Below are 26,251 nucleotides of genomic sequence, written 5' to 3'. Positions count from 1 at the left end.
TCAGTGCGGCCTTCCACCGCCGGTCAGCCACAGGGTGGCCATGATGAGGATAATCGCGATTGCCTGCAACAGCACGCGCATCTGCATCAGCTTGTTGGAAAGGCTTGGATTATCGCCCTTCATCATGTTGAAGAGACCGCGCACGAGCACGATCGCGACAAGGCCCATGACGATGATGGCAAGCGTATAGGTAAATGTGGACATCGATTACGCGCTTTCGTCTTTCAATCAAGCCGGCGCATCAGACGGTAGAAGACATCTGCCGGCAACAGACGCTTCAGCCACACGCCCTGCTTTGCAGGGGTGGTGACAACATAATGGGGACGTGGACTCCTCGCACTCAATGCATGCTTTAGCACAAGATAAACGGCTTCGGGCCCCAGTTTGTGCCTGTTGATCGGGCCTGTGCCATTCAGCCGCGCCAATTGCCGTTTATATTCCGCGGCATGGGCCGAGCCTTCGAGATCGATATGCTCCTTGATCTTGGCAAGCGCATTGGCGGTGAAACGCGTGGCGATCGGCCCGGGCTCGATCAGGCTCACATGAATGCCGCTGCCCTGGAGTTCCATGCGCAATGTCACGCTGAGGCCCTCGATTGCGAATTTTGAGGCCGTGTAGGCGCCGCGAAAACGATAGGGGACAAGGCCGAGAATGGAGGAGCATTGAACGATCCGGCCTTCTCCCCGCTCTCGCATCAACGGGATGACCTGCCGCGTCAGATCGTGCCATCCGAAGACATTGGTCTCGAACTGCGCCCGCAGCACATCGGTCGACAGGTCCTCGACGGCGCCAGGCTGGCCGTAGGCGCCGTTGTTGAAGAGCGCGTCGATGCGCCCTTGCGTCCGCTCGCTGACCGTTGTCACCAGCGCCGAGATCGTCTCCGGCCTCGTATAGTCCATGATCAGTGCTTCGATGCCATCAGTCGCAAGCGGCTCGAGATCGGCTTCCTTGCGCACCGTTGCAAAGACACGCCAGCCATCGGCCTTCAGGGCACGGGCACAATGGGCGCCGATGCCGGAAGAGCAACCCGTGACGATGATAGTGCGTTGATCCGCCATCCCATTGTTTCCTGTACAAAGCAGGACTCGTTTCCCATATTCATCGAAGCGACACAATCGACAAACAAACGGCAACAAACCGGCGGCGAATAACCGGCGGGAGGCTTCAGATCTTAGCGGAGATGGAATGCAGAGAATTCTTCGCACCCTCTACAAGGTGATCTACGATGCCGTATTTCATTTTATCGAGGACGACGGTTTTGCCATGGCGAGCCACGTGGCGCTGTCCACCCTGCTTGCCGTCTTTCCATTCCTGATCTTCGGCACGGCGCTTGCGAGCTTTCTCGGTGCGAGCCAATTTTCCGGTACCGCCATCCATCTGATCTTCGATACATGGCCCGAGGCAATTGCCAAGCCGCTGGCCGACCAGGTCATCGAGGTGCTGACGATCCCCAGGGGCGGGCTGCTGACCATTTCGGTGCTGGCGGCCGCATATTTTGCGTCCAACGGGGTGGAGGCACTGCGCATCTCGCTCAATCGTGCCTACCGGATGACGGAAACGCGCCCCTGGTATTTTACGCGTCTTGCGAGCCTCGGCTTTGTCCTGATTGCGGTCCTGATCTTTGCCGCCATCAGCCTTCTTCTTGTCGCCGTGCCCGTCGTCGAGAATTATACACGCCAGTGGCTGCCGTGGCTCGCCGATACGCTTGCCGTGGTATCGAACTGGCGGATCTACGGCACGCTGTTCGTGCTGACCGCCGGGCTGCTGATCGTCCATCTCTGGCTGCCGGCGGGGCGACGCAAGGTGCTCGACGTGGTGCCCGGCGTGTTGCTGACGATGCTCGCCTGGCTCGGGGGTGCGCTGATCTTCGCCTATTATCTGCAGACTTTTGCCAATTATACCGCGACCTATGCGGGTCTTGCCTCCGTGATGATCGTGCTGATCTTTCTCTATATGGTTGGGGTGATCTTTATTATGGGCGCCGAGATCAACGCGGCACTGCTCAAGTTCAGGGTGCGCCGCATTCTTACGCGGCTCTATGAGGCCGAGGAGCGCAATGCTTCAAAGGCCAATAAGGCGGCGGATATCCGCCGTTGAGAGACCGGCTTGCCGCAGATCGGCGATGCCCGTGTCTCCCTGGCTTTTCGACAGCTTCTTGCCGTCGTCGCCGAGAACCAGCCGGTGATGGTGATAGATCGGCTGCTGAAGGCCGAGCAACGCCTGCAGCAGGCGGTGGATCGACGTCGCATGAAACAGATCGAGCCCACGAACAACGTGGGTGACCTCCTGCAAGGCGTCGTCGATCACGACGGAGAGGTGGTAGCTCGACGGCGCGTCGGATCGCGACAGGATGACGTCGCCCCAGGCGGCCGGATCGGCTTTGATTTCACCCCGTTCGGCATTTCCGGTTTCGATCCAGGAAAGCGTCTCCCCGACTTCCGGAAGGGCGCGGCCCATGTCGAGCCGCCAGGCATGCCTGACGCCTGATGTCAGCAATTCCTCCCGCTCCGGGATGCCGCGCAGACGATCATCCGGCGGATAGAGCGGCGTGCCGTCGGGATCGCGCGGCCATGATTTTCCCTCAGCCTCGGCAGCGGTTACCCGCGCCTTGACCTCCCCCCTGGTCATGAAGGCCGGATAGACGAGGCCGCGGCCGATCAGGGATTGCAGGGCATCGGCGTAGTCGGCGAAATGGTCGGATTGCCGCCTGACGGGCTCATCCCAGCCAAGGCCCAGCCAGGAAAGATCGTCATGGATCGCCTTTTCGAAATCGGGTGTGCAGCGGGCAAGATCTATGTCTTCGATGCGCAGCAGGAAACGGCCGTCCGATGCCTTCGCCATATCGTGGTTCAGAATGGCGGAAAGTGCATGGCCGAGATGCAGCATGCCATTCGGGCTGGGGGCGAAACGGAAGACGGGTTTTTGACGGGGGGAAGCGATCATGCTTTCTTCTGCCATGGAATCGCGGCTTCGGCCATGCGTGAGGGAATGAGGGACGATGCATATCATTCGGGGCGACGACGATGTGAGGAAAGGGCTGGAGGCGCTTCTTGAGATCGATCCCCGTCTGCGGCAGATTGCCTCGGATGTCGGTCCCTTGCCGCTTCGCCTCGTCGAGCCCGGCTATGCCGGCCTTGCGCATGTTGTCGTGTCACAGTCCGTCTCGCGGGCAAGCGCTGAGGCGATATGGGCGCGCATGCTCGCGTCAGGCGAAAAGCTGACCGCGGAAAGCTATATCGCCCTTCATCCCGAGGCCTGGCGGGAGTTCGGCCTCTCGCGCGGCAAGGCCGAGACCTTGACCCGCATCGCCCAGGCGGTGGTGGAGGGCGCGCTCGATCTGCGATCCCTCGGGGAGAAGGATCCGGCCGAAGCGCTCGCAAGTCTCACCGCCATCAAGGGTGTCGGGCCGTGGACCGCTGAGGTTTACCTGATGTTTTCGGCCGGTCACGCAGATGTGTTTCCTGCCGGCGATGTGGCGTTGCAGGCGGCGGTCGCAATGGCCTTCGACATGGAGACCAGGCCGCAGACCAAGGCATTGGCGGCATTTGCAGGCGTTTGGGCGCCCTGGCGCTCGATTGCCGCACGCCTGTTCTGGGCCTACTATGCCGTGCGCGTGAAGCGCGACATCATGCCGATTGGCTAATCTGCAACGCGCTTCGCAATTGCCGCTATGCCCTGAATTTATTGGACTTCACAATCCTGTAACAACCGGCCTAATATACAGGAGCAGATGCCGAATCGATCAGGAGGGTTCCTTGACGATTGCAGTCTCACCACAGGCCCTGCCGGCGCTCGTTCTGAACGCTGACTACCGGCCTTTGAGTTATTATCCCTTGTCGCTCTGGTCCTGGCAGGACGCGATCAAGGCGGTCTTCCTTGACCGTGTGAATATCATTGCCGAATACGACCAATCGGTCTCGTCGCCGAGCTTTTCCATGCGACTGCCGAGCGTGGTATGCCTGAAGACTTATGTTCAGCCTTCGCGCAACCCGGCCTTTACCCGTTTCAACGTCTTCCTGCGCGACCGTTTCGAATGCCAGTATTGCGGCGCGCATGACGACCTGACGTTCGACCATGTCATCCCGCGCGCCCATGGCGGCGAGACGACCTGGGAAAACGTGGTAGCAGCATGCTCGCCCTGCAATCTCAGGAAAGGCAGCAAGCTGCCGAAGCAGGCTGCCATGTTCCCGGCCCAGAAGCCCTACCAGCCGACCGTGCAGGACTTGCATAATAACGGCCGACTGTTCCCGCCGAACTATCTTCACGACAGCTGGCTCGACTATCTCTACTGGGATACCGAACTGCAGCCGTAAGCGATCTTTCCCTGACGATCCCTACGCTGTCTTGCGGACGCCGGTGAAGGCGATCGCGGCAAGGATGGCGCTTGCGATGACGTTCATGCCGGCCATGGAGACGCCGAAGATGCGCAGGGCTGCCGCGTCGCAGGACGGGCCCTTGATCGTGTTCAGCTGGGTGAGCAGATCGCCGGCATTCTTCGTCATGCTGCTTGCCGTGGTCGAGCAGGCCGTGGGGCCAGCCCAGAAATGCCACTCGACGCCGGCGTGATAGACGCCGATCCCGCCGCCGACCAGCATCATGATACCGCCGATTGCGAGCAGCGCCCGGGTGATCCAGGAAGGAGCGCCTGCCAGTGCTGCGATTGCGCCGACGAGAACCACCGGGATGCCGTAGTAATAAGGCTGGCGTTGCAGCAGGCAGAGTTCACAGGGAATATAGCCGCCGATATACTGGAAGCCGAGCGCGGAACCCACCACGGCCGCCATGCCGATCGCCAGCACAAGCGAATATCCGAAGCCGGCGCGTGTTCGGGTCGAGGTCTCAGTCATGTCATGGCTCCGTCAGGTTGTCTCAATGCACCAGCAGATGGAAGGCGATATAAAGCAGGATGAGGACGGCGGCCACCGCAGTTACGATTATGCCGAGGCGCTTTTCGATGAAATGCCGGATCGGCTCGCCATAACGGCGCAGCAGCCAGGCAAGGAAGAAGAAGCGCGCGCCGCGGGCAATGATGGCCGAGATGATGAATAGGCCGAGATTGATGTTGGCGACGCCCGACAGGATCGTGACGACCTTGATCGGCGGCAGATGTGCAAAGCCCGACGTGACCAGCAGGAGCACAACGGTTTCGTAGGTGACGCCCTGGCGCAGCTTATCGAAGGCGTCGAGCTTGCCGTAGAATTCCAGGATCGGCTTGGCGATGGTCTCGAAAGCGTAATAGCCGAGCATCCAGCCGGCGATGCCGCCGAGAACGGAGGCGACCGTCGCGACCAGGGCATAGCGCCAGGCGCGCTGAGGTCTTGCAAGCGACATTGGGAGGAAGAGAACGTCCGCGGGGACCAGGAAGATCGAGCTTTCCACGAAGGCGATGACTGCGAGCCATATTTCGGCTGTCGGACGACCTGCCAGCGACATGGTCCAATCGTAAAGTCTGCGGAGCATTCAATCCCTTTCCGTTGCGGTGCAAGAGCATTAGGTGCGGCAAATGTTGCTGTAAATGCCCGATGCGTGAAGGACGTGCCTGAAAACGAAAATTTTTCGTGAAGCGAAATTTCTTCGGTCGGCAAACTATGTGGCAAACATGACACTTCGCTGAACAGGCATCCCATTTCCGTGCCCAGGCGCGGTCCTGGTGCATTGCGAGGCGATCAATCCCTTCGCAAGCTGGATGCCATGGCGAATCTCAGGGAGTTTAAATGAAGCTGTTTGTCATAGAGGGCGGTACCAGTGTTGCGCCGGATTCCGTATTCGAAATCGGGCCTGCTGCTCCCACGCGCGAAGACGTCAAGGCCGAGGCCGCACGACGTGTCCGGCAAAGCGGCTATGAGGACTGGCGCGTTAGGCAATTCGTGACTGGCGTGGCCATGCCTGTGGCACTCAGATACCTGCAGATGCAGATCAGTTTCGTGGCCGAGGCGCTATCGCGCCTGGAGCGTATTCCGGACGATTTCCGTTCCGATACATATTGGCCATCCCTTTGAAACCATGAGTTAACTACCCCTGTTGACCGGATATTCGGGTGTTTCCTGTAGGTTGAACCCAACAATATAAAACAGGGTCAGGTTATGGAAAAAATTCGCATCAAGTCGCGTATCATTGTCGGCCTGCAATACGACAAGGAGCGCCAGCAGCTCAGCCTGGAATTCAAGAATGGCGAGCGTCGCCTCTTCGCCGGTGTGCCGCGCGATATCGTCCGGGAGATGGTAAAGGCGCCGTCCCCAGGCGAGTTCTACATCACCAACGTTCGCACGCAGTTCGAGCGTCTGGCTGCCTGAGCTTCCGTCTCTCTCGTTTTAAACCTGGCGATCGCGATCCGTCTCATAACGGATCGTGGACCGGTGGATATTATCGATTTGCTATCCCTATCCGATTGCTCCGGATGGACCCGTCGCCTTTGCGAGGGGCACATACAGGATGCCGTTCCACACCCCCTTTGATGGGCGGCGCGGAGGCCCGGCGTCACGAAGTGGTGGCCGGGTCTTCTTCTGCCTTGATGGGCTGCCCGGGGTGCGGCCTACACAAAAATACGCAGCGCAAGCATAGTGAGCCGTTTCCCCACGCCCTCCGGTGTGCGGCGGAGAGGCCCTGCCGGATTGCCTTGGCAATTCCGGGTCTATCCCATTTTCCATGAACGCCAGAGATCGCAGGGAGCGTGTCGCTACCCCGGACGCACAAAGGCATTGAGACGCATAACGGCGGTAACATATTGGCCGTTGGGCAGGTGCCTCTTCACGGGCTGATTGCCCGTCTCCAGGACTTTTTCCGAAATTATGCTTGTGTGTCGGCCATTGGACTGGTTGCCTCCGACGACGACAATCTGGCCATTTTCAGAAATGCGGCGAAAGAACGCGACGTGGCCCAATCCCATGTCGGCGTCGCTTGACGGGGAATAGCAGGTAAAGACCGCCAGATCGCCTTCCTCGGGCTGTGTCACTTTTTCAAATGGGGGCGCCAGAAATGATTGTGACCAGGCGCTGTTGCTTCCCGCTCCTCCGTTTCGCTCGATGCAGAAGTTCACGAAGGCAGCGCACCAGGGGATGATGTCGTCTTGCCCTGAGAAGCGCCCGGCGGGTTTGATGAACTCCGAGATCAGTGGATTGGGAGCTGCAGGCGGCGATGGTTGCGATATCGCCGCGGGATTTGCGCGAGAGAACCGGTCGACAAAACTTTGCGCGATATCGATTGGTCGCGGGCCATAGGGGGTTCGGCTGACGATTGCGCGCGCAAAGAGGATCTCGGCCGCCGACGGTTTCCGCCGCTCCTGATGGGGCAGGTTTTGTGACGGGAAGGGGGGAGGATACTGGAGTTGCGCAATGTTCTCGCGACCCAGCTTTTGAGCAACGGCATATCCCGGTATGCCGACCATGGCGGCGGCAAAGTCCAAAACGAATGTGCGTCGACTTAGCATAACTTGCCGCCCTAGCCGTAAGATTACATTCCTTCATTGCTGGTTTGAAACACCCCGATGGCCTCAATAACTCTCTTCGGGCGAATATTGTTTCGCCGTTTACAGATTAAATATTCTTGCGGGAGGGGTTTTATTCGAAGCTGGCTCGCCGCAACCGTCGCGGAGGCGGTCGCGCAGCAGTTTCCTGATTTCAGAATGATCATTTGGAGAGGTGGTGCCCCATGCCGGCATCCAATTGAAATATCGAACAAAATCGAAGATTCTTAAATAGTCTCACGATCCCTCGGCGTGGGCTTGTTTCCTGTTTCGTTCTCGTTCATTGTGTCTCGATCATTCTCGCTGTATCGTACCCTCAAAGGTGGATAGAAGGGTGGATCGGAAAATGGCACGTCCGCTTAACAAGCTGTCGGCTGTAGAGGTCAAAAACGCGACGGCCGGTAAACACTCAGACGGCGGCGGTCTATGGCTTGTCAAGCGCGAAGATGGCGGCGGACAATGGGTGCTCCGGATCACGATTCACGGGCGCCGGCGCGAGATGGGTTTGGGTTCTGCTTCCGAGGTTTCGTTGAAGGAAGCCCGCGACGCTGCCGACAAATGGCGGGCGGTCACCCGATCGAACGTTGACCCGATCAAAGAGCGCGAGCGGCAGAAGCGCGAGGCCGCAAAAAAGCTCCACCTGTTAAAGGAGATTGCCGAAGATGCTTTCGAAAGCCGGAAAGCCGAACTGAAGGGCGATGGTAAGGCAGGCCGATGGTTCACGCCTCTTGAGCTGCATGTTTTGCCGAGGCTTGGGAAAATGCCGGTTGCTGAGATCGACCAGACCGACATTCGCGACGCGCTCTCGCCGATCTGGCACTCGAAAGCCGAAACCGCCCGAAAGGCACTCAATCGCCTAAGCATCTGCATGAAGCACGCCGCGGCACTCGGGCTCGACGTTGATATTCAGGCAACGGAGAAGGCGAGGGCGTTGCTTGGCAAGCAGCGGCACAAGGCCAAGAATATTCCCGCCATGGCCTGGCAGGACGTTCCCGAATTTTATGCGACACTGTCGGAAGGAACCATCACCCATCTTGCCCTCCGCCTGCTAATATTGACCGGCGTCCGCTCCGGCCCCCTGCGGTACATCCGAGAGGCTGAGATCGAGGGCGATGTCTGGACGATCCCTGGCGAGGCGATGAAGGGCAGGAAAGATGCGACGCCTCCGTTCCGCGTTCCTCTCGTTCCGGAAGCAATGGAGATCATCGAGCAAGCCAAGAAGTTGGCTCGTGGGGGCTATCTCTTCCCGAGCGTCCGCAAGGGCGTCATATCCGACATGACCATGGGTAAGCACATGGAACGCGCCAAGCTCGCTGCTCGCCCCCATGGTTTTCGATCGAGCCTGCGGGATTGGATCGCAGAGACCACAGACACTCCCCACGACATCGCCGAAACGACGCTGGGCCACACTGTTGGGCAGAAGGTCGAGCGTGCATATCGACGAACAGATTTCCTCGATCAGCGCCGCAAGCTCCTCGAAAAATGGGCTCGACACGTAACCGGGCAGGGAGCGCAAATAATTCAGCTGGTGGCCGAAGCCTGATCTTAATTTCAAATCCGCAGGGATAGGGGGCGCCCGACAAGCCGATCAGCACCATCGGTTTCCCTGCGGTCATACTGGTGCATCGCAGGTGCGCGATGACGATGAATTTAAAGGCTCTGGCAGTGACACAAGAGCGCGCGCAAAGGAAGCGCGAGCTTGTGGAGCAGGTGGAGGATGGGACACTTTCGCCTGGACAGGCGCAGGCGGAAGCTGACCGGCAGAATCTCGGGCGGCTTGAGATGTTTGCTGATAAGAGCCGCTTTCCGGTTGCGCATGAGCCTGTCTGGTCTCCTATCATGACGCTTGCGTGGATGTTCTGGCGTGACTACGAGCTGGTCACGGACTTCTATGATCCTTATCGAAAATCATGTCAGGTATGGCGCATGGTTCCCCGAGAGCCGAATGTGTTCGGCCGCCCTCCTGTGCGCCCAAAGCCAGATCGGTTCCTTCTCGGTTCAATGGCGCCTGCCTCGCTGAGCGGTTTGAAAATAGCTGCCGATCACAACAACAGATCAGGGCTGTTCAATCACTTCCCGGACTTTGCGAAGGGCAGCGGCGAATTTCGTACCGCTCTGCGTAACGGCAAAATCGACGCGACTGGCATACGCGCGACAAATGGAGAGCTTGAGCGCATCGACTCCTTTCGATGGTCTGTCCTTGATTTTATCGAGCCAGGGCAGACGCTGAATAGCAGCGCCGGCCCCGTTGATATCCGCAATTTCCAATTCGTGGAGAAACACAAGCCGGGCGAGATCTACTATTCGGATGTTCATCTTTCGAGATTGGATATTGAAGCGCTATGGCCGCCAGCTCCGTCAGCCGAAAAGCTGCTATTGCGGGAAGCGTCCGCGACGTCGAATTCCGGAGTAGAAGCGCCGATCGAGATCTGGAAAAGGATCATCGACGCAAAGCAAAACAGGCCCGATCTGAGACGGGCAGGTATAGCAGAATTGTTTCCTAATCTTTCTACTAGAGAATTTGATCGACATTGGAAAAGAGCGACAGAGCATGATTCGGAATTGGGCAGAGTAGGGCGTCCGAAGAAAACCTCGCAATAAATCCCAGCAGAAATCCTCGCACTTTTTGAAATCCTGTCAGCTATTTAGGTGATACTTTCCTCCTCATTCTCGTCTTGTTGAAATCAATCGCGATGCTTCTCAAGAAGTCGCATCGCCGAAAATGAGGCGAGAATGACCCAAATCATCGATAAGCTTCTTACCGCGCGCGAAACCGCCAAGGCGCTCGATATGAGCGTTCCCACATTCTACCGCCACCTCAAGGACGGCAAGCTGCCGAAGCCGATCCGCATCGGAGCTCATCCGCGTTGGCCCGAATCCGAAATCATTGGCGTCATTGAGACCGCTAAACAACAGCGCGCGGCGTGAGGTGCGGCCATGATAAAAAGCAAAAACCCGGGGCGCGGGGGCGCTCACCGGGTTTCGAACGTCAAAGCTTTGTCCACCAGCATCGACTATCGAAACCCTACCGATATCTCTCCTGAAGTTCAATCTCAATCGCTCGCAATCCAGTCCGTCTTGAGACGATTTCCGGTCTCGATCGCACACGCAAAAGTCATCTGCGAGCTTTCCGGACTTGGAGGCCGCGCATGACGAAACGCCTTGTCATTGTTGCTCGCATTCTTCCCGATGGGCGAACGGTCCGCGTGGTCGGCCGAGACGCATGGGCGTTGCGGAACCTAGTTCTCGCTGGCGACACAGGTTGCACGCCAATCGACCATCCTGGTCCACGTTGGAGTCACTACGTCTTTAAGCTTCGAGGCTTTGGATTCGCAATTCAAACGTTGGACGAAAAGCACGGTGGGCAATTTGCCGGCACCCACGCTCGTTACGTACTCCGATCTGAAGTCGAAATCATTGATGACGACGAGAAAGCGAGGGCCGCATGAGCGAGACCCCTGCCGCGAACGTCGTTGCCGCCGCAATGTGGCTGTCAGAGCAAAAGGAATCGCCCGCAAGGGCGGTTCCAACCATTCGAGAGCGTTTTGGTCTGTCGATGAAGGAAGCGTGCGACGCCTGCGCACTTGCGCAACTGTATCGTACGAACCGGAGGGCACTCGGATGACGGCCGCTCGTTCAAAAAAGCCCGAAAAGACGAATACCAGTTTCACGACATGGAAAATCCAACTGGAAAACACGGTCAACGCCGATCCCATGGCGGACGGTGAGTGCTTGAAGATTGTGCGCGCCTACCTCGACTTCATGGGAGAGCCGACGGCTCGACCTTACCGGTCTCTCATTGACCTGCAGGTCGCCACGGGGTTGGCCGAGAATACGATCATTCAGCGTCGCCGCAAGCTCGTTACGCTCGGGTATTTCAAGCCCGATGGCGTCACGAGCGACGGCGCGACCCGATACCAACTTGTCAACGCGCGCGAAAATATCGTTCTCGATCATCAGACGATTGCCCGGGAAACTCTTCGGCGTCTTGAGGCTGAAAAGAAGGAGAAGGTTCGATTACGACGCCAATCGCGATCGGTCAGCCCCTCACGGTATGAGGGTCCCTTGCCCCCCTCACGGCATGAGGGGCTGAAAGGCGTTTGGCCCCTCACCGCACGAGGGACAGCCCCTCACCGCATGAGGGTAATAACGTATATAACTCCGTGGATGCTATTAGTATGGAGAGGGAAGAACTCCTTACTGATGCTGTCTTCGAAGCTGAAACTGATCTCGAAATCGGCAATTTCGATCCCTCCAGAAAAATCGGCCCATCGCAGGAAAACGGATATCTCGCCGCGTCCAATGGCGACGATGATCCGGATGCGCCGTTGCCGATCCCGGAGTCCGAGCAGGAAGCCGAGGATATGATGGATCTCATCTGCGAGGGCTATCGGGTCCATCCCTCTGTGCGCCGCCAGCTAACCCAGATGTTGGGGATAGGTTTCCTGACCCCGGCGAAGGTGAAAAACATCCTCGGACGGCGGGAGGATGCGGCATGAGTCCCGAATCCGACGTTGTTATCGAAGCCAGTCACCGGTTCCAGCACAAGGCGACGCAATACCTGCTTGCCCTTGTCGCCGGATATCGGCCGCCTCGTCGCGAAACCGTAATTGTCGACCTGACCGCGCACCGCCGGCAGAAGGAGGCAGCATGAAAACGAAACTGACACCTCTGCCGATGGACTTCAAAGTCGGCCTTCACGTCTTCGCAGACGGCACCTGCCATCCCAATCCGGGCGCCGGCGGCTGGGCTTTCGTCGTCTACCAGAACGGCAATGAGATCCACCACGAGTCTGGAGCTGCCAGCCGCACCACGAATAACCGCATGGAGCTGAGCGCGGTCCTCGCAGCGCTGGAGTGGATTGGCAAAAACGTTACCGCGGAAACCGCGTCTTTGCATTCCGATAGTTCGTACGCCGTCCTAGGCTGTAACAAGTGGCGGAAAGGCTGGAAGAAGAGAGCTTGGCGAAAGGGCGGAGCCGAAATTCCGAACGCCGACCTTTGGAAACGTCTTGACGAAGCGCTGGCGGTAACGCCGATCCAACTCAATTGGGTTCGAGGGCATTCCGGCATCCGCGGTAATGTCAGGGCAGACCGCCTTGCAGAAAAGGCTTGCCGCTCCCCATCCAAGGAGGCCGCATGAAGCAGATTCAACCTGCAGTAACGGTGCCTATGTTCCGGGATGATATCATTGATATCGAAGAATGCATGCGACGAACGGGCCGATGCGATCGAACTATTCGTGACTGGTGCCGGGACCACGGGATCGGGAGAAAGCCCTTCCAGTCGGGTCGATGGGAAGTCTCTGGCCCCGCACTGGAGATCCTGATCCATGGAGACTTCGAGGCTCTGGAAATGCTTCGACGAGGCGAGCGCGATACACCCCAAGTCAGACGCTGGATAGATCATCATCTGAACCACGGGCTTGCCCAGAGTTAGAAAAAAACTTTGAAAATCTTCCGGCGGCTTCCGCTGGTTTCCGCTGACTTCAAGTAGTCAAGCAATTGATTTTATGCGATATTCTCGCATCCATGAAGGAGATTGCGATGAGCGACGCCGATACTACTCAGCAGGAAAGACGAGAGCGCTCCGTGCCCGTTGCGCTCCGTGGCGCTCGCGTCATGGAAACCTTTAGGGAAAGCCTTTTCGACGCTGCGAACCGGGCGGGAATGACTCCAAACGAGTTTTGCCTGCTTGCGGCGGCAGAGAAGTTGCATCGATCCGGGAGGCATTTTTCCGGCGTTTTCCATACGGGAGATATTGTAAATGGGAGGCACGGCCATTGAGTTTGCTCACTATAATCCAGAGCGCATGCGCGGAACTTTCCATTACAGTTCCCGGCCTTGTAGCTGCAAATACTGATCCGACGATTGCGCAATTGAAATTGCTATGCCAGCGGGCAGGGGACGAACTCGCTCGAGACTATGATTGGTCCATCCTGCGCGTCCCGACCTCGTTCACCTGCACAGGTGCCATCCCTGAGCCAAATCAGCCGCCCAGCGATTGGGAACGGTTCGCCGATGCCTCGAAGATCTGGAATAATTCTCGCCTCTGGCAATTGAACGGCCCGGTCGATGCCCAGACGTGGCAGCGAAACGTCATCATCAACACCAATCCTGTTCCGCAGATATGGCGCATGATGGGCGGAAAGCTCGCCATTTACCCGAATGCGGCCGGCGAGACAATTTCCTACGAATATGTCTCGAATGCCTGGATTTTGGTCAATGGCACTGGCTCGACCTATGCCGCGACCTGGGCAAACGACGCCGATACTTCCCGAATTTCCGAACGCCTTCTGGAATTATCGCTAATCTGGCGGTGGAAGCGGTCGAAGGGACTGGATTACGCCGAGGAATTGGAGAATTTCGGCCGCGCCAAGGAGTCGGAAATCGGCTCGGATCGCGCTTCTGAAGCTTTTTCGCTGTCAAAACCAAACCGAGGCAATATTCCCGATAATTATTGGCCCGGAATTATTCAGGTCAATCCGTAATGGTGAGAATGCCGGCAAAACTCCGCTTCGTTCGCCAAACCGGTACCTCTGCCGGCGGCATTGGTTCCTTCCTTCGAGCCCTTGGGGCAGCAGAGAAATTGATGGCGGGATCTCGCCGCTTCAGCACCGTCATGTTCTTCCTGATGATGTCGAGGAGATAGGAATGTCTTACATATTCGGCGCTGGAACGGGCGAGACGCAGGAGAGCATTACCGATGCCCGCAAGCGGCTGGCGTTGGCTATGCTGCAGCAGGGCTACGATACCAGCCCAATCAAATCACCCTGGCAGGGTGCCGCTCGCCTCGTGCAGGCTGTCATGGGGGGCCTCGACCTCCACCGGCAGGACCAACAGCAGAAGGAAACCGACGCTCGGGATCTGGCTGAACTTACGGGGCAGCCATACACGCCGCCGGCGGAAACTCCTGGCCTTTTCAGCGGTCTCTTTGGCAAGAGTTCGTCCGGCACAGACCGCACGATCAGCAGTTCAGTCGCGGCAGCTTCTCCAGGCTCCGAGTCCGTTTCCACGTCTCCGGCAGCTATTCCGCCCGGCACGGCCAACGACATCCAGAAGCAGTTCCTCGACACCGTGAAGAACGGTTATGAGAGCCCGAACGGCAAGGTCGCAGGCGTGAGCAATCCTTATGCGCTCGCTGCCATTGCGTCGACGGGACAGGCCGAAAGCGGCTATTCTCCTCAGAATGCAGGCGGCAGCTGGGCAGATGGCAGGAATCCTGCGGGTGGCATCATGTCGTGGAATGGCCCGCGGTTGGCTGCTCTCCAGCGATTCAATGGCGGCGGCAATGGCACGCCACAACAGCAGGGCCAGTATTTCCTTCAGGAAGATCCGCATCTCATTTCGGCCCTGAACAATGCCAAGAGCGTCGAGGAAGCCCAGAACCTCATGAATAACGCATGGGCTTTCAAGGGCTATAACGTTCCAGGTAATGCCAATGCTGCGCATCGCCTTGCCTTGGCGAAGGGGTTTCTCCCTGAGTTCATGCAGGCAAGCGCTTCAACCGCTGCGCCCGTTCAAGACGTTGCGTCTGTTGCACCTGTGATGCCGGTCTCCGCTCCAACGCCGATCGCGCCTCCTCAGACTGTGACTCCCGCTAATCAGCCGACACAGGTTGCTTCGCTCGACCCGCGTGCCGGGATGGCATCGGCGATCCCTAACGATGCATCCGTCACACCGCCGCCGTCGCCAACCGCGCAGCCCAGCGATTTCAGCAATGTCTCACCAGCGCTGCTGCAGGCTTTGCTCGGTCCTCAACCGACACCGGGATATCACGATCCATTGGTGACGACAGCTTATGCACAACCATCCACGCCGAGCCCTGCAGCTCAGGCAATCGATCAGCGGGTTCCGCTGCCCGATCCGCAGTCTGCCTCCATCGCACCACAGCCGAACGCACCGCCTGTGGCCGCGCCGGCACAAAGCCAACAAACGGGTGCGCAGCGACTTTCAGCAGCGGTGGACGCCGCCAACAACGCCCAGCCCAGCAATCCATTCTCGAACAATCCCCGCGCTCAGACACTCGCCCGTGTCATGATGGACCGCAATGCGTCTCCAGGCGTTCGGTCGCTCGCCGGCGCTTTGCTGCAGCAGACGATGAGGCCGAACGACTACGGTTTTCAGACACTTCCAGACGGGACCATCATGCGCACCGATCCGAGGACCGGAACCGTCACGCCTGTCTATCAGGCGACGCCAAAGCCGGTGGAAGTCAATGGAAGGTTGGTCGATCCGGTATCCGGCAGGGTTATCGCCGACTACAGCAGCCCTTCCACAAGCACAGTGGACGGCACGGTGATTGACAATCGGACGGGTCAGCCGATCTACCAGAGTCACACGCCGATGAACGTCAACGGTCACCTGATAGACCCCGTCACCAGGCAGGAGATCGGCGACTACAGCAATCCGAATGTCTCGGACGTCGATGGTGCGCTGGTCGATCAGCGAACTGGGAATGTGATCTACCAGGGCGCACCTAAGGGTGTCAGCGTCGAACCCGGCAATACGCTCGTCAATCCGCAGAATGGCAAGGTGCTCTATCAGGGTACGGGTTTCAAGCCGGGTGACGTCTCCGAGATGCGCAAGGAATTCGAGAGCCTGCCGAACTACAAGGCCTACCAGCAGGCCGCGCCGGTTTATCAGTCGATGATCGACACGGCGAAGACGGACAGCAAGGCATCTGACCTCAACCTCGTCTACGGCCTTGGCAAGATCATGGACCCTAATTCTGTCGTCCGCGAGGGCGAAATGGTGATGGTCAACAACACATCCAGCCTGCCTGACTGGTTCATGGGTGCGATCAACAGCGTCAACGGCGGATCGAAGTTGGAGCCACCCACGCGCAAGGCCATCCTGAACGAAGCCCGTAGTCGCATGGGCGCTTACCGCGGCGCTCTGGATAACGACATCAACCAGTATACGGGCATTGCCCAGCGTCGAGGCATGAACCCGCAGGACATCATTCCCGTGGTCAACCCGATCGCCGATGTACCGGATCTGACGTCAAAGGCCGACGCCGGCCCTGCACCTGACGGGGTTCCATCTGATGTGTGGGGGGTGATGACACCTGAGGAGCGTAAACTATGGCAGAAATGACGCTCGATCAGCAGAAGGCCCTGGCGCTAGCGACGGCGCGTCTCAGGCTCCAGCAGCAATTGAACTCCGACCCGCAGCCGCAGGGCGGCGCCCTGTCGGCAGACAATGCCACCAGGGCGGTCGCGACCGGTGTTCCAATCATCGGCGGTTTGCTGAACAAGCTCGATGCGGCCACAAACGCCACGCTTGCGCCTGCGGTAGATCCGGTGCTGCCCGACAGCTTCCAGAAGCTTCCCGAACAGAACTGGAACGACCGCTATCAGCACGCTCTCGACATTCAGCAGGGCAAAGACGAGGCTTTCCATCAAGAGCACCCATACGTTGACACCGGCCTACAGGTCGCGGGAGGCGTTGCCGCTACCGCTCCCGTCATGGCGGCGGCTCCTGGTCTTTTCGGCCTTGGACAGGGTTCTCGCGTCGCGAAGATTGCTGCTGCGGGCGCATCTGGCATGGGGATTGGAGCAACGGACAGCGGCATTCGTTCGGACTTGGATCCGCGGCAAACGGCAACGGGCGCAGTAGTGGGGCTTGGAGCTGGCGCTGCCGGTCCGTATCTTGGACAGATGATTGGTTCTGGCGTGCGTTATTTCACCAGTGCCGGAGAGGATGCCTTGTCCGGGCTGTCAAAGGCAGCTCAGCGTTACATTTCGGATACACTTGGCTCCCCGGACAAGGTGGCTCAGTTGCGGGATGCGCTGTCGAGGCTGGGCGATAATGCGATGCTAGCGGATGCATCGCCAGAGTGGCTAGGCGTGGCCAGAGGCTCCGCTGCGCAACCCGGTATGCGCGATGCTATCGTCACTCCTCTCGCCGAGCGAGCTGCCGGTGCAAATTCCCGACTTGCCACTGCCATGGATGAGAATCTCGGTCCAAATGTCGTACCGTCAGAGGTCCAGAGGGGCATCGAGGCAAACCAGCATGCCGTGGGTCCGAGTTATCGGGAGGCGTTTCGAGATGGTAGACCCTACGACATGCAGCCGATAGCAGATGCGATCGACGCCGACATCGGGCGTCTTCGCGGTCCCGCGCAGAACTCGTTGCGCCAGGTGCGCGGTATGCTCAACGTCAACGGGACACAGCAATTGTCGAGCGATCCGAATGTCATGTTCGAAACCCGCCAGGCCATCGATGGGATGCTCCAGACAGAACAAAACGTTAAGGCAATAAGTGCGCTGGTGGACGCGCGGCAAATGCTTGACGACGGTCTGACGCGGGCCGTCCCTAGCATCAAGGAACCAGATGCCGTGTATGCGGAGCTGGCCCGGCAGAAAGCCGCCCTGGGACGAGGCCAACAGGTTCTGGACAGCGGGCGGACGTCCCCGCGACCCTCCGAGCTTGCTCAGGAAGTCGAGCAGGGCGTCCAGCCGCAAGGGCTTCAGATCGGTCCATCTGCTGTTCCGTTACGGCTGTCACAGGGTGCCCGCGCTGAAGTCGATCGTATTGTCGGCACTAATGCCAACGATGTCGCCCGAATGAACCAGCTTATCAAGGGCGACGGCGACTGGAACAGATCCCGTCTGGCTACGCTTTTCGGGCAAGAGAAGGCCGACCGGTTGTTCCGTGTTCTGGAGGGCGAAAAGATTTTCGCAGATACCAATAACCGGGTGACGCGGGGGTCAGACACAGCAATGGCTAATCGATTCGGCGCGATGCTCGACGATGTGTCCAAAACCTCGGAAATACCTGCTGATACGACGCTGACAGGCCTTGGGCTGCGTGCAGCTCATAAAACGATCAAGAGCGCTCTTGAGGAGCGAGCGGAGCAGGCTGGAGCACGGTTCGCAAATGACCTTGGCCGGGTTTCCGTCGCTCAGGGGGCGCAGCGTGACGCCATCGTGCAAGCCTTGGTCCGCCGTTCACAGTTGCCGCCGACTGATCCTCGGATCCAAGCACTCGTGAACGCAGTTACGACAGCGAGCGCGCGGCAGGCATCACGATAGGTTCCGGAAGTCCTTCGATATGATCCCAAAGCCACCAATGGCCAAGAGAAGTCCCGACGCAAACCCCAAGGCGTATTCGAGGCCCATGAACTTAAGGAACCACGTCAGGCCAGCCATCAGGACGGCAAGAAGTACAAAACAAACGCAGATCAGCAGATTCTTACGGTCAGCGGACATCCTGGCACCACAACGAGAAGACGAGGCAATATAGATGACACCTGTTACGGCAAATATCAAATCGGTCGCGGAGCAGATTGCCGATATTCATTCCATCCGAGCTTTCCCTGCAACGTCAGAGCAGCGCGAGAAGCTTCAAATTGCCACGGATCGTCTGACTGTGACGCCATGCCAGACCGTTGATGATGCAATGGCGCTTATCTCGTTTTCCGGGCTGCTTTCGGAACTGCTGTTCAACAAGGTGGCTGCCGATCCAGACAGCGAGGAGGCGGCGCTTGCCTGCTACCTCTACACCTATCTTGGCCGAGCTGCGTCCTTCCTCGAAACGATCCTGAAAGACCATGCCGTCCAGAACGGTGTGGCAACTCTCAACTAGCCCGAAGGCGAACAGGAGGCAGCGATGCAATCCATATCAAAGCGGCTCGAAAAACTTGAAGCCTCTTCCGGCATTCGAAAAGGACGCTCGATCATCATAGAAGCCGCGGCTGACGTCGCTGACGAGGAGATTGACGAAATGCTCTCCTCGCACGGCCTCACCAGGACTTCCCATGATCAGACGATCATCTTTCAGATCGTGGCGCCGGCCGGCGAAGTGATGGACCGCCCGGCACCAAGGCTAGTGGCCTGCCATCCGTGATGAAAACAATCAGGAAATATTGAATGGCGAAAATCGGAGGCGCGAGAGCAGGGGCAGGACGAAAACCGGGGTCGCTGAACCAGCGAACGGTTGAGATGGCGGCTGAGATCCTCGGTTCCGGGAAGTCGCCGCTTGCATACCTGCTGGAGGTGATGATGGACGAAACCGCCGAGCAGAAGCGCCGCGATTGGGCAGCCGAGAAGGCCGCAGCCTATCTGCATCCACGTCCCGCGCCGATTCCGCGATCGATCAATATCGAAATGCCCGCTGTCGGTAATGCCAGCGAAGTCGCGGCCGCCATCGGGGTTGTGGTCGATGCCGTCGCCGGCGGCAAGGTGTCACCAAGCGAGGGCCAGAGCCTAGTCTCGATCCTCGAAGCCCAGAGGAAGGCGATTGAAACTGAGGACATCGTCAAGCGATTGGACGACCTTGAGGCCAGGTTGGGTGACCGTAAGCGAGGGACAAATGACTGACACTAGAGTAGTGAAATCTACCGCGCGCAAGCCACCGAGAGCCGGTATGGGTCGCGTCAAAGGTACGCCAAACAAGACGACGGCTGTCCTCAAGGATGCAATTCTTTTAGCCGCGGACAGCGCCGGGCAAGACATGAACGGCAAGGACGGGCTCATGGGATATTGTCGCTTCCTGGCAGAGAAAGAGCCCCGGGCATTTGCCTCTCTATTGGGCCGCGTCATGCCCCTACAGTTGTCCGCCGCAGTCTCAGTGGACGACGGCGTGGCGGAACTGCTGAGACAACTCAACGGCCGAACCCGAGGATTACCAAGCGAACAGTGACGCCAATTCGCCCGACAACCTAAGAGATTTGCCGACGTCGCGGGTGATCTCCTGGAGCGGCTAGAAGCTCGCGAAGCTGGCTCCGGAGGAGGTGGGCGTCTAAAGCGGAAAAACCAAAGCATTGCGAAACTAGTCGATGGGATTGCTGACAAATTTGAGGAATCTGTCCCCGGTTTCTGTCGTGCGCTTGGTCAGCATTGACTCTCCGCCGGTCATCATACCGCTCAATGAGCCGTCAATGAACCTGTCCTGACTGAGATCCTGCAGGACGTTGGCAAAGACTTCTTCCGACATTTCTTGATTGGTGATTTCTGCTCGGATAACGGTGGATTGTGAACCTGCAAACATAGATCTGGCCGAGGTCAGGCACCTCTCGTAACCTCTCGGGTTGCTCAGAACCGAGAGCACTCTAATGTGCGCGTCAGAATAGCGATCGATGCATGAAATGAATCGGCCGCGAAGCGTCTCGTCGAGCGAGAAACCAAGCGCCGTATTGACTATAGCATTCTTCAAGGCTTGCCGTTTGAATTCGCGGTGGGTCTTCATTGCGAGATGAGTGGCTTCGTAGACGCAACTGACGAATTCTTCGTTCTCTGAAAGAGAGGACGGATCAAATTCTTCGACCGTTCCTTGGAGGTCGAGAATAGCCTGTCCCACAAGTCTGAACCACTCCTCTCGTCGCTTTGCCAGTGGCTCGCCGACGAGGTGACCAACTATCTGCTGAAGAGCGTAACCTGCTCCTGGCAAAACAATATCAGCGCTACCGAGAGCTGTTTGGGCAACATGATAGCCAATGCCTCTGGCATCTTCTTCCGGAAAATCTGGCAACTTGCTCTCGGTCATACAGTGCTCCTTCAAAGACTTTGATTGGCCAGGGGGTGACTGCAAGGGTAGTTGGTTGCCGACACAGCACCGGGCTCCATGATGGCCCGTATCATCGCGGCCATCATGAACAAGCATTTCGGCAGACTGTGCGCAGCGACAATCCTAAACATGTCAGCTCGCGCAGGTAATCACGCCGTCCTTCACGATATCCGCCCACTTCGGCCCCAGCGTCTGCTTGGCTGACAGGGCGTTTTGGCTTCCTAGCTCGCCTTCCTTGAACATGTGAACGGCTAGGTTCTGGTGATGATGTCCCGCAACAAACATCGGGCCTGGCTGGTAGACGGTATTGGCTTGATAGAACCCGGTGTTTCCGGAGAATGACGCGGTGCCGGTGGTGGAATATGACCCCGGCATCTGGACGAGATGAGTGGTGTCCTGCCCCTGCTGGCCTATGATGATGTACCGATCGTATCCCGCCTTGATGGTTTCGATCGCGGCCTGCTTTTCGGCGACCTTCAGCGCGCCCTCATCGCCACAGACAGGCGCCGCGGTCGTGCTGATAATCGCCTCGTTTTGGGCCGTTCGGATCGCACTGGACCGAGCGCAGCCGACCGTAAGCAAGCAGACGCCTACCGCAAAAATCGCCCTATGACTCATGAATATTTCCCCTGACCCTTCGCCATAAGGTTGATTGACCAGGCGCATAAGTCAACCGAAGCCGATCACTCGGCGGCGGCCCTAAACTTCAAAAATCATCAGGCGCGATTTTATTGCAACTGTTCTCAGCGCCCGAGAGGCTTGAAGTATCTTCGGCGGAAAGCTTAAAGGAAGACGACACCTCCAGGTGCCTCAGCGGGGCTCAAGAATCCGCGGCTTTGCGTTTTCCCTCGTCGTATCCGTGCTGGTATTCTGTCTTTCCCGCTGGAATCGCGTGAGCAGGAATGCCCGGCAATGCTGCTCCGGCACCTTTTACAGAGCGATAGCCATCAATAAAGCCCTCACTAAATGTTTTCTGCTGAGACATCTTTTTTCATCCTCCACTCTTCGATTCTCGCAAAATAGGAACTGCCGATCCGCGAAGTAAAGTTCATTCCGGCCGTTGGTTATCGAGAGCCACGCATCGAGCGCCGTCGCCGCTTCCTGGCCGCAGAGATATAGCTTGTCGTTCTGATAAGTACAGATTTGATCGTGCTCGGGAGCGTCAACCCCACTTAGTCGGATACGTGTTTGACCGATTTCCAAAGTGTCCCCATCAATGACGGTCGCGCGTCCAATGATCGGGCTCGCGGTCGCTACTGACGGAAGAAGAAACGAGAGAGAGAAAATCGCACCGATCATTTGCGTTCGTCTGAGGGTGCGACGCATTCCCCCCATTACTTCATACTCAAGAATCGGGTTTGTCGAATCATGAATCATGAAAATCGAGTTTTGAATCGGTGCTTCACGCCTGCCTGTGGACGCGACCTGCGATAAACATGCACCATTTTACGGTCCGGATGATCCACGCGCAGAGATAAACGAGGACAGCGAAAAAGGCTTCCAAGAGGATAGGTACCCCTATCAAGCCGTCTGCCGGACCTCCGGTCTCCTCGTCATGCATTGTGGGCATGCCCACCACGGAAAAAATAACAACCGAGCAAAGCACCCACAGGAATGCGATAAAATGGGGAAGCCACGTAAGCGACTTCATACGGCGGCTGATAAACAGCGCGATGCACGGAATTACTAAGTTTGACGCAAATACGATAACAAGAGCGAGGCCAGGAGGAAGAACCGTCGGATATGCCGGATCGATGTCCAGAAAAGGAATCATCGCCAACTAACCGCCACTTCCGGGGCCGCCGTCACCGTCCTTGAATTCGGGGTACTGAACGACCTGCTGCTCATTGGTATCGAATTGACGAGAAGAGGGTTTCGCAAGGCGTACCCCGGGTCCCCCGCCGTTTTCCGGAATAAATTGGACCCCTGCCTTCTCCATAGCAACTCTAATCGCTTCGACGGTGCTCACGCGCGTGGCAGTAAGTGGCCCGTCCATCTGCTCAAGCCTTTTGATCGAAGGCAACGATACGCCTGCCCTCTCAGCCAACTCTTTCTGTTCCATTCTGAGCAGGGCGCGGCCAGCTCGGATTTGCTCGGCAGTAAGCATTTAACCCTCAGGTATAAAAAAATGTCCGCAAGGGATTGACGACGGTGCAACGCGGAATTATTCTCTAGGTATAAATTGAAAGCCCTGAGGAAGCAATTCTACAAAAGCTACACCCTCAGGAAATTGAGAACATTATAGCTTCTGGAGCAACCGATGCCGAACAGTCGAGTTCAGGGCGCCGCCGAAGGTATGCCAAAATTTAGTCCTCGCAGCATCATGGGTGAGGCTTGGTCCATCTATCGGCGAGAAACGACGGGCTGCCGTCCCAAGTTCGCGAAAGACCGCAGGAAGCTTTTCGCTCGCTGCCTTCGCACCGCTTGGGCGTGGGCAAAGCATCGGATTGCCGAAAGCCTCAAGACGTTGGAGCAGCGCGCCGCGGAACGAGTTCAGGAACTTTCGCTTGAACTCATGCGGATCGATGCCAGGCCGTGGAAGATGCACGTCATTGCCGATCGAGCCACCATCCTTTCCGAAATTGCCAATCTGTCCAGGAGCTGAACATGCAAAGGAGAAACGTTTTGAAAGCTGCCGTCGCACTTGGTGCATTTTCCGTTAGCAGTTCGGGCGGCGCTACGCCCGAAGAGGTAAGTATACCACCAGCTCCGAGCCTTGGGATGCTATCGGCCATCCAAGCCTATGAGCATGCGTACGATGCTTGGTTGGCTTCGACCGATGATGATGAAGAGAACTGTAACGGTCCGCTCTACAGAGCGTTCGATGCTGCCGAAAATGATCTTTACTCGTTCCCCTGCCGGTCATCTGCTGATGTCGCGACAAAGGTCCGGTACCTTTTTCTTCAGGAAAACCAAAAAGCAAAAGGCGCCTTCGAAGGTCTCCTCAACGCAAAATGGGATCTTCGGCAGTTTCTGAACTCTTTGCTCGGAAATGAGCCGCTGGTTTACGAACCCAAGCCCACGCCCGACGCGCCAGAGGAGAAACAGAAGCCTGACGTAGTGGCTCAGGTCGAAATGCCACATCCTTATCGGACCTGGCGCGACATTCCCGAGGAGTACCGCACGCTGAATTGCGCCATGCCGAATTGGACGTAAGAGCGGCATACGAAGCTATCGACAGGGCTTGGGACAACGCTAGCCGCATAGCGCAGCCTATTCTGACCTCGCTCAATGGAGGGATCGCGGCATGACGGCGAAAACCAAAGACAACTCCAACAAGGCTCTCTTGATCGGCCATTATGATCCTTTGGTCCCTACCGGGCGCGGTTCATGGGTGCCTTACAGCCAGACCTCTCTCGAAGATCTGTTGTTTAAATTCGATCGGGCATATCCCGAGTATACCGACGAACCTCGGGAAGATGTCATCGCGGCATGGGAAGCGGCCAACGAAATGATGACGGATACCCAACTCTTGCACCTGGAAGAGGAATTGAAGAGCGCCTGGGCGTACGAGAAACGTGCTGAAGATGAGGATTTTGCGGCGGCCTATGCCGTCTCCGAAGCCATTGTGAACCGCATGCTGAAAATCGAAGCGCATACATTGCGGGGCTTCAAAGCAAAGGCGCTAGCTATCTCCTGGTGCCACAATGGCGACGAGATAGACTTCGGTGAAGAAACCACTGACCTGCAGTTGGTGGTCAGTATTATCAACGATCTACTGGCCGCCTAAACAGGCTGCCTGAACCATCTCTTAATGTCGAAGGAAATTCCAATGTCAAACCACATGGTTTTGGCACAACGTTCGCCTTTCTCGGCTACCGCCAGGATGGCCCATCCGATGGGTTCCAGCTGGTTCCTACTCTTCCTTGAGAGAGCCAAAACCTTTTTCGCGCAGCTGTTGGGCAAACGCGCATTTACCAGTGATCTGGAGTTCGCGCAGTGATTATCCCTTTCCCCATGAGGCTCCGCGGCCCGGACATTCGTAGGTGCGCCAAGTCCCTGATGCGGCTCGGTAGTCAGGAGGGAGCCAAATATTTCCGCCGCGAAGTGGCGGATGCCGCCGCTTTGATGAGGAGTCAGGGTGTCAACGAGTCCCGAATTGCAAAGGAAGTTGCGGAATTTTCGATGGCGGTCCAGTTGGTCCTCCGACACCTACATGATGCCGCCATCGCCCGCAGAGTGCTCGATCGCCACAACATCCCGAAGGAGGATTGAATTTTCAGCGAGAGTTGGCTTTGATGACCTGCATCATCAAGCTCGGTCCCGCCAATGTCAATTTCACTACGACACTATCTCTTTCCGGACGGAGCGGAGCCGCTCCGCATGTCTCAGCGGCTAGTCGAGGGGCTCGTCCATGGACATGACGCCATGCCGCAATATGCGGGCACACAGCAGCGAGTGATTTCGGCGGCTGTTCGCAACGAAGATGGGCGCCCCGCGGAGATAACGAGGACGTCAGGATCGATTTGGACATTCGATACCGATGGGGGCATTCGGAAAGGCCTTTTGGAAGGCGCTTCCCTTGCGATGGAATTCGCGGAGCAGGCGATATCGCCGAGTTCGTCGGATACCGTCGTTTCGATCCGGCCCCAGCTCAACAAAAAGAAGCTGGCGGAGAAATTCCGCTGGAATCCTTCCAACGCCGATCTTGATCGGATCGTAAGTGATATCTGGCCAAAATCGAAAGCCGATCGGCTCAAGGATGCGAAAGGTATTTCCAGGCGTAGGCCGCCGCTAACGTCCGAAGCGCAGTATGCTCTCCGTGAGATGACGGAGGGGTTTTTTAAGATTTCGTTCAGGATGGACGAATTGACGGAGCCGGCCCTCAAGGGGTTGGCGTTCGAACTGCGGCAACGGGCTGATGATTTTCGAGAATCTCGCCATTTGTATAATGCGTTGGCAAGCATGGCGGATGATCAGATAGAGCTTATTCGCCGGAAGCGCTCCGGCAAAGGCATATGGTATGCCAATGTCGAGGTCACTTACTGGCGTGAAGAAAGCGAGGGTGAGATCCTCGAAAGATTCCACGAGCGTTGCGAAGGCAAAGCTGCAGCACTGGAGGCCGCTCGTCGGCTGTTCGTTGAAAACGCCCATAAGTTCGCGGACCAGATCACGGTTTCCGCTGAAGTGCTCACTGACATCGAATGGGAAACGGCGCGCTATGGGGATAGTCCTGTCCTTCGATAACCTCGACAATGGGGAAGAACAAATTCATCGATTGGAGGCCGGTGGTCGAGACGCAGTGTGGCGTCGCCCTAACCAAAAATGGGGGTTGTTCC

At 57.5% G+C, this 26,251-nt stretch carries 34 protein-coding genes; 22 read left to right on the top strand and 12 right to left on the bottom strand.

The features are described from left to right. Entirely contained in the window at positions 1–204 is a 204-nt protein-coding gene (locus DTW90_RS12080) for a twin transmembrane helix small protein (protein ID WP_132521763.1), read from the bottom strand. 20 nt (positions 205–224) lie between these two features. After that, positions 225–1,058, bottom strand: a complete 834-nt coding sequence (locus DTW90_RS12075; RefSeq protein WP_149338585.1) for an SDR family oxidoreductase — start codon at positions 1,056–1,058, stop codon at positions 225–227. Positions 1,059–1,185: 127 nt separating this feature from the next. Here DTW90_RS12075 and DTW90_RS12070 point away from each other — a divergent pair, with 127 nt between their 5' ends. Further along, positions 1,186–2,097 (top strand): YihY/virulence factor BrkB family protein, encoded by a 912-nt coding sequence (locus DTW90_RS12070; RefSeq protein ID WP_132521759.1) that lies wholly within the window; start codon positions 1,186–1,188, stop codon positions 2,095–2,097. On the opposite strand, the gene gluQRS is transcribed toward DTW90_RS12070, so the two are convergent. Continuing rightward, on the bottom strand, positions 2,062–2,943 hold the full coding sequence (gene gluQRS, locus DTW90_RS12065) for a tRNA glutamyl-Q(34) synthetase GluQRS (RefSeq protein ID WP_132521757.1): 882 nt from the start codon (positions 2,941–2,943) through the stop codon (positions 2,062–2,064). The genes DTW90_RS12070 and gluQRS overlap by 36 nt on opposite strands. A gap of 55 nt (positions 2,944–2,998) precedes the next feature. Here gluQRS and DTW90_RS12060 point away from each other — a divergent pair, with 55 nt between their 5' ends. Beyond that, positions 2,999–3,643 carry a DNA-3-methyladenine glycosylase gene (locus DTW90_RS12060; protein WP_132521755.1) on the top strand — a complete coding sequence of 215 codons (645 nt, stop codon included), beginning with the start codon at positions 2,999–3,001 and terminating at the stop codon, positions 3,641–3,643. Between the two features lie 112 nt (positions 3,644–3,755). Then, positions 3,756–4,313: an HNH endonuclease gene (locus DTW90_RS12055; protein WP_132521753.1), complete on the top strand. Its 558-nt coding sequence runs from the start codon at positions 3,756–3,758 to the stop codon at positions 4,311–4,313. A gap of 21 nt (positions 4,314–4,334) precedes the next feature. Here the strand turns inward: DTW90_RS12055 and DTW90_RS12050 are convergent, their stop codons facing one another. Together DTW90_RS12050 and DTW90_RS12045 are read right to left on the bottom strand one after the other, a co-directional pair. After that, complete coding sequence (locus DTW90_RS12050; RefSeq protein ID WP_149338583.1) at positions 4,335–4,847, bottom strand: disulfide bond formation protein B; 513 nt, start codon at positions 4,845–4,847, stop codon at positions 4,335–4,337. Positions 4,848–4,869: 22 nt separating this feature from the next. Next, on the bottom strand, positions 4,870–5,460 hold the full coding sequence (locus DTW90_RS12045; protein WP_132521739.1) for a YqaA family protein: 591 nt from the start codon (positions 5,458–5,460) through the stop codon (positions 4,870–4,872). A 254-nt stretch (positions 5,461–5,714) separates the two neighbouring features. Between DTW90_RS12045 and DTW90_RS12040 the strand changes: the two genes are divergently transcribed. Both DTW90_RS12040 and DTW90_RS12035 read left to right on the top strand, forming a co-directional pair. Further along, entirely contained in the window at positions 5,715–5,999 is a 285-nt protein-coding gene (locus DTW90_RS12040; RefSeq protein ID WP_149338581.1) for a hypothetical protein, read from the top strand. Between the two features lie 84 nt (positions 6,000–6,083). Further along, positions 6,084–6,293 (top strand): KTSC domain-containing protein, encoded by a 210-nt coding sequence (locus tag DTW90_RS12035; protein WP_132521735.1) that lies wholly within the window; start codon positions 6,084–6,086, stop codon positions 6,291–6,293. A 383-nt stretch (positions 6,294–6,676) separates the two neighbouring features. Here the strand turns inward: DTW90_RS12035 and DTW90_RS12030 are convergent, their stop codons facing one another. Then, positions 6,677–7,426 carry a CHAP domain-containing protein gene (locus DTW90_RS12030; RefSeq protein WP_149338579.1) on the bottom strand — a complete coding sequence of 250 codons (750 nt, stop codon included), beginning with the start codon at positions 7,424–7,426 and terminating at the stop codon, positions 6,677–6,679. Between the two features lie 382 nt (positions 7,427–7,808). Between DTW90_RS12030 and DTW90_RS12025 the strand changes: the two genes are divergently transcribed. From DTW90_RS12025 to DTW90_RS12010, 4 genes are all read left to right on the top strand, one after another. After that, entirely contained in the window at positions 7,809–9,005 is a 1,197-nt protein-coding gene (locus DTW90_RS12025) for a site-specific integrase (protein ID WP_149338577.1), read from the top strand. 95 nt (positions 9,006–9,100) lie between these two features. Next, positions 9,101–10,063, top strand: a complete 963-nt coding sequence (locus DTW90_RS12020) for a hypothetical protein (protein ID WP_149338575.1) — start codon at positions 9,101–9,103, stop codon at positions 10,061–10,063. 132 nt (positions 10,064–10,195) lie between these two features. Then, positions 10,196–10,390, top strand: a complete 195-nt coding sequence (locus tag DTW90_RS12015; RefSeq protein ID WP_149338573.1) for a helix-turn-helix domain-containing protein — start codon at positions 10,196–10,198, stop codon at positions 10,388–10,390. A gap of 221 nt (positions 10,391–10,611) precedes the next feature. Next, complete coding sequence (locus tag DTW90_RS12010) at positions 10,612–10,911, top strand: hypothetical protein (protein ID WP_149338572.1); 300 nt, start codon at positions 10,612–10,614, stop codon at positions 10,909–10,911. A 187-nt stretch (positions 10,912–11,098) separates the two neighbouring features. On the opposite strand, the gene DTW90_RS12000 is transcribed toward DTW90_RS12010, so the two are convergent. Further along, on the bottom strand, positions 11,099–11,419 hold the full coding sequence (locus DTW90_RS12000) for a hypothetical protein (RefSeq protein ID WP_149338569.1): 321 nt from the start codon (positions 11,417–11,419) through the stop codon (positions 11,099–11,101). Positions 11,420–11,640: 221 nt separating this feature from the next. Between DTW90_RS12000 and DTW90_RS11995 the strand changes: the two genes are divergently transcribed. The 10 genes from DTW90_RS11995 (at position 11,641) to DTW90_RS11955 (ending at position 19,786) form a co-directional block, all read left to right on the top strand. Beyond that, positions 11,641–11,961 (top strand): hypothetical protein, encoded by a 321-nt coding sequence (locus tag DTW90_RS11995; RefSeq protein ID WP_149338567.1) that lies wholly within the window; start codon positions 11,641–11,643, stop codon positions 11,959–11,961. Next, entirely contained in the window at positions 11,958–12,116 is a 159-nt protein-coding gene (locus DTW90_RS37105) for a hypothetical protein (RefSeq protein WP_188079934.1), read from the top strand. The genes DTW90_RS11995 and DTW90_RS37105 overlap by 4 nt, the downstream gene beginning before the upstream one ends. Further along, positions 12,113–12,604, top strand: coding sequence for a ribonuclease H (locus DTW90_RS11990; RefSeq protein ID WP_149338565.1), 492 nt, complete (start codon positions 12,113–12,115; stop codon positions 12,602–12,604). Before DTW90_RS37105 ends, DTW90_RS11990 begins: the two co-directional genes overlap by 4 nt. A 403-nt stretch (positions 12,605–13,007) precedes the next feature. Continuing rightward, complete coding sequence (locus DTW90_RS11985; RefSeq protein WP_149338564.1) at positions 13,008–13,247, top strand: hypothetical protein; 240 nt, start codon at positions 13,008–13,010, stop codon at positions 13,245–13,247. Further along, entirely contained in the window at positions 13,244–13,951 is a 708-nt protein-coding gene (locus tag DTW90_RS11980) for a hypothetical protein (protein WP_149338562.1), read from the top strand. Before DTW90_RS11985 ends, DTW90_RS11980 begins: the two co-directional genes overlap by 4 nt. Before the next feature lie 163 nt (positions 13,952–14,114). Beyond that, the gene (locus DTW90_RS11975) at positions 14,115–16,559 is read left to right on the top strand and encodes a hypothetical protein (RefSeq protein ID WP_149338560.1); all 2,445 of its coding nucleotides are present in this window, start codon (positions 14,115–14,117) and stop codon (positions 16,557–16,559) included. Further along, complete coding sequence (locus DTW90_RS11970; protein ID WP_149338558.1) at positions 16,556–18,499, top strand: hypothetical protein; 1,944 nt, start codon at positions 16,556–16,558, stop codon at positions 18,497–18,499. The genes DTW90_RS11975 and DTW90_RS11970 overlap by 4 nt, the downstream gene beginning before the upstream one ends. Positions 18,500–18,710: 211 nt before the next feature. Further along, positions 18,711–19,052 carry a hypothetical protein gene (locus tag DTW90_RS11965; RefSeq protein WP_149338556.1) on the top strand — a complete coding sequence of 114 codons (342 nt, stop codon included), beginning with the start codon at positions 18,711–18,713 and terminating at the stop codon, positions 19,050–19,052. A 24-nt stretch (positions 19,053–19,076) separates the two neighbouring features. After that, on the top strand, positions 19,077–19,313 hold the full coding sequence (locus DTW90_RS11960; RefSeq protein ID WP_149338554.1) for a hypothetical protein: 237 nt from the start codon (positions 19,077–19,079) through the stop codon (positions 19,311–19,313). Positions 19,314–19,336: 23 nt separating this feature from the next. Beyond that, a complete protein-coding gene (locus DTW90_RS11955) occupies positions 19,337–19,786 on the top strand; it encodes a hypothetical protein (RefSeq protein WP_149338553.1) in 450 nt (149 codons plus the stop codon). A 451-nt stretch (positions 19,787–20,237) separates the two neighbouring features. Here DTW90_RS11955 and DTW90_RS11945 read toward each other — a convergent pair whose 3' ends face one another. From DTW90_RS11945 to DTW90_RS11930, 5 genes are all read right to left on the bottom strand, one after another. Continuing rightward, positions 20,238–20,951: a hypothetical protein gene (locus tag DTW90_RS11945; RefSeq protein WP_149338549.1), complete on the bottom strand. Its 714-nt coding sequence runs from the start codon at positions 20,949–20,951 to the stop codon at positions 20,238–20,240. Between the two features lie 153 nt (positions 20,952–21,104). Beyond that, positions 21,105–21,590 carry a hypothetical protein gene (locus tag DTW90_RS11940; RefSeq protein WP_149338547.1) on the bottom strand — a complete coding sequence of 162 codons (486 nt, stop codon included), beginning with the start codon at positions 21,588–21,590 and terminating at the stop codon, positions 21,105–21,107. A gap of 202 nt (positions 21,591–21,792) precedes the next feature. Continuing rightward, positions 21,793–21,957 carry a hypothetical protein gene (locus tag DTW90_RS37100; protein WP_188079933.1) on the bottom strand — a complete coding sequence of 55 codons (165 nt, stop codon included), beginning with the start codon at positions 21,955–21,957 and terminating at the stop codon, positions 21,793–21,795. Positions 21,958–22,374: 417 nt separating this feature from the next. Continuing rightward, positions 22,375–22,752: a hypothetical protein gene (locus DTW90_RS11935; protein ID WP_149338545.1), complete on the bottom strand. Its 378-nt coding sequence runs from the start codon at positions 22,750–22,752 to the stop codon at positions 22,375–22,377. Continuing rightward, a complete protein-coding gene (locus DTW90_RS11930; RefSeq protein ID WP_246664937.1) occupies positions 22,753–23,079 on the bottom strand; it encodes a transcriptional regulator in 327 nt (108 codons plus the stop codon). A gap of 518 nt (positions 23,080–23,597) precedes the next feature. Between DTW90_RS11930 and DTW90_RS11920 the strand changes: the two genes are divergently transcribed. The 3 genes from DTW90_RS11920 (at position 23,598) to DTW90_RS11910 (ending at position 26,159) form a co-directional block, all read left to right on the top strand. Further along, positions 23,598–24,128, top strand: a complete 531-nt coding sequence (locus DTW90_RS11920) for a hypothetical protein (RefSeq protein WP_149338542.1) — start codon at positions 23,598–23,600, stop codon at positions 24,126–24,128. Between the two features lie 91 nt (positions 24,129–24,219). Further along, the gene (locus DTW90_RS11915) at positions 24,220–24,702 is read left to right on the top strand and encodes a hypothetical protein (protein ID WP_149338540.1); all 483 of its coding nucleotides are present in this window, start codon (positions 24,220–24,222) and stop codon (positions 24,700–24,702) included. 776 nt (positions 24,703–25,478) lie between these two features. Beyond that, on the top strand, positions 25,479–26,159 hold the full coding sequence (locus DTW90_RS11910; protein WP_149338538.1) for a hypothetical protein: 681 nt from the start codon (positions 25,479–25,481) through the stop codon (positions 26,157–26,159). The last annotated feature ends 92 nt before the right edge of the window (positions 26,160–26,251 follow it).

The sequence above is a fragment of the Neorhizobium sp. P12A genome (assembly GCF_008365395.1).
GTDB lineage: Bacteria > Pseudomonadota > Alphaproteobacteria > Rhizobiales > Rhizobiaceae > Rhizobium.
The sequence above is the reverse complement of the archived record's forward strand: the minus strand, read 5'-3'. Positions and strand labels throughout refer to the sequence as shown.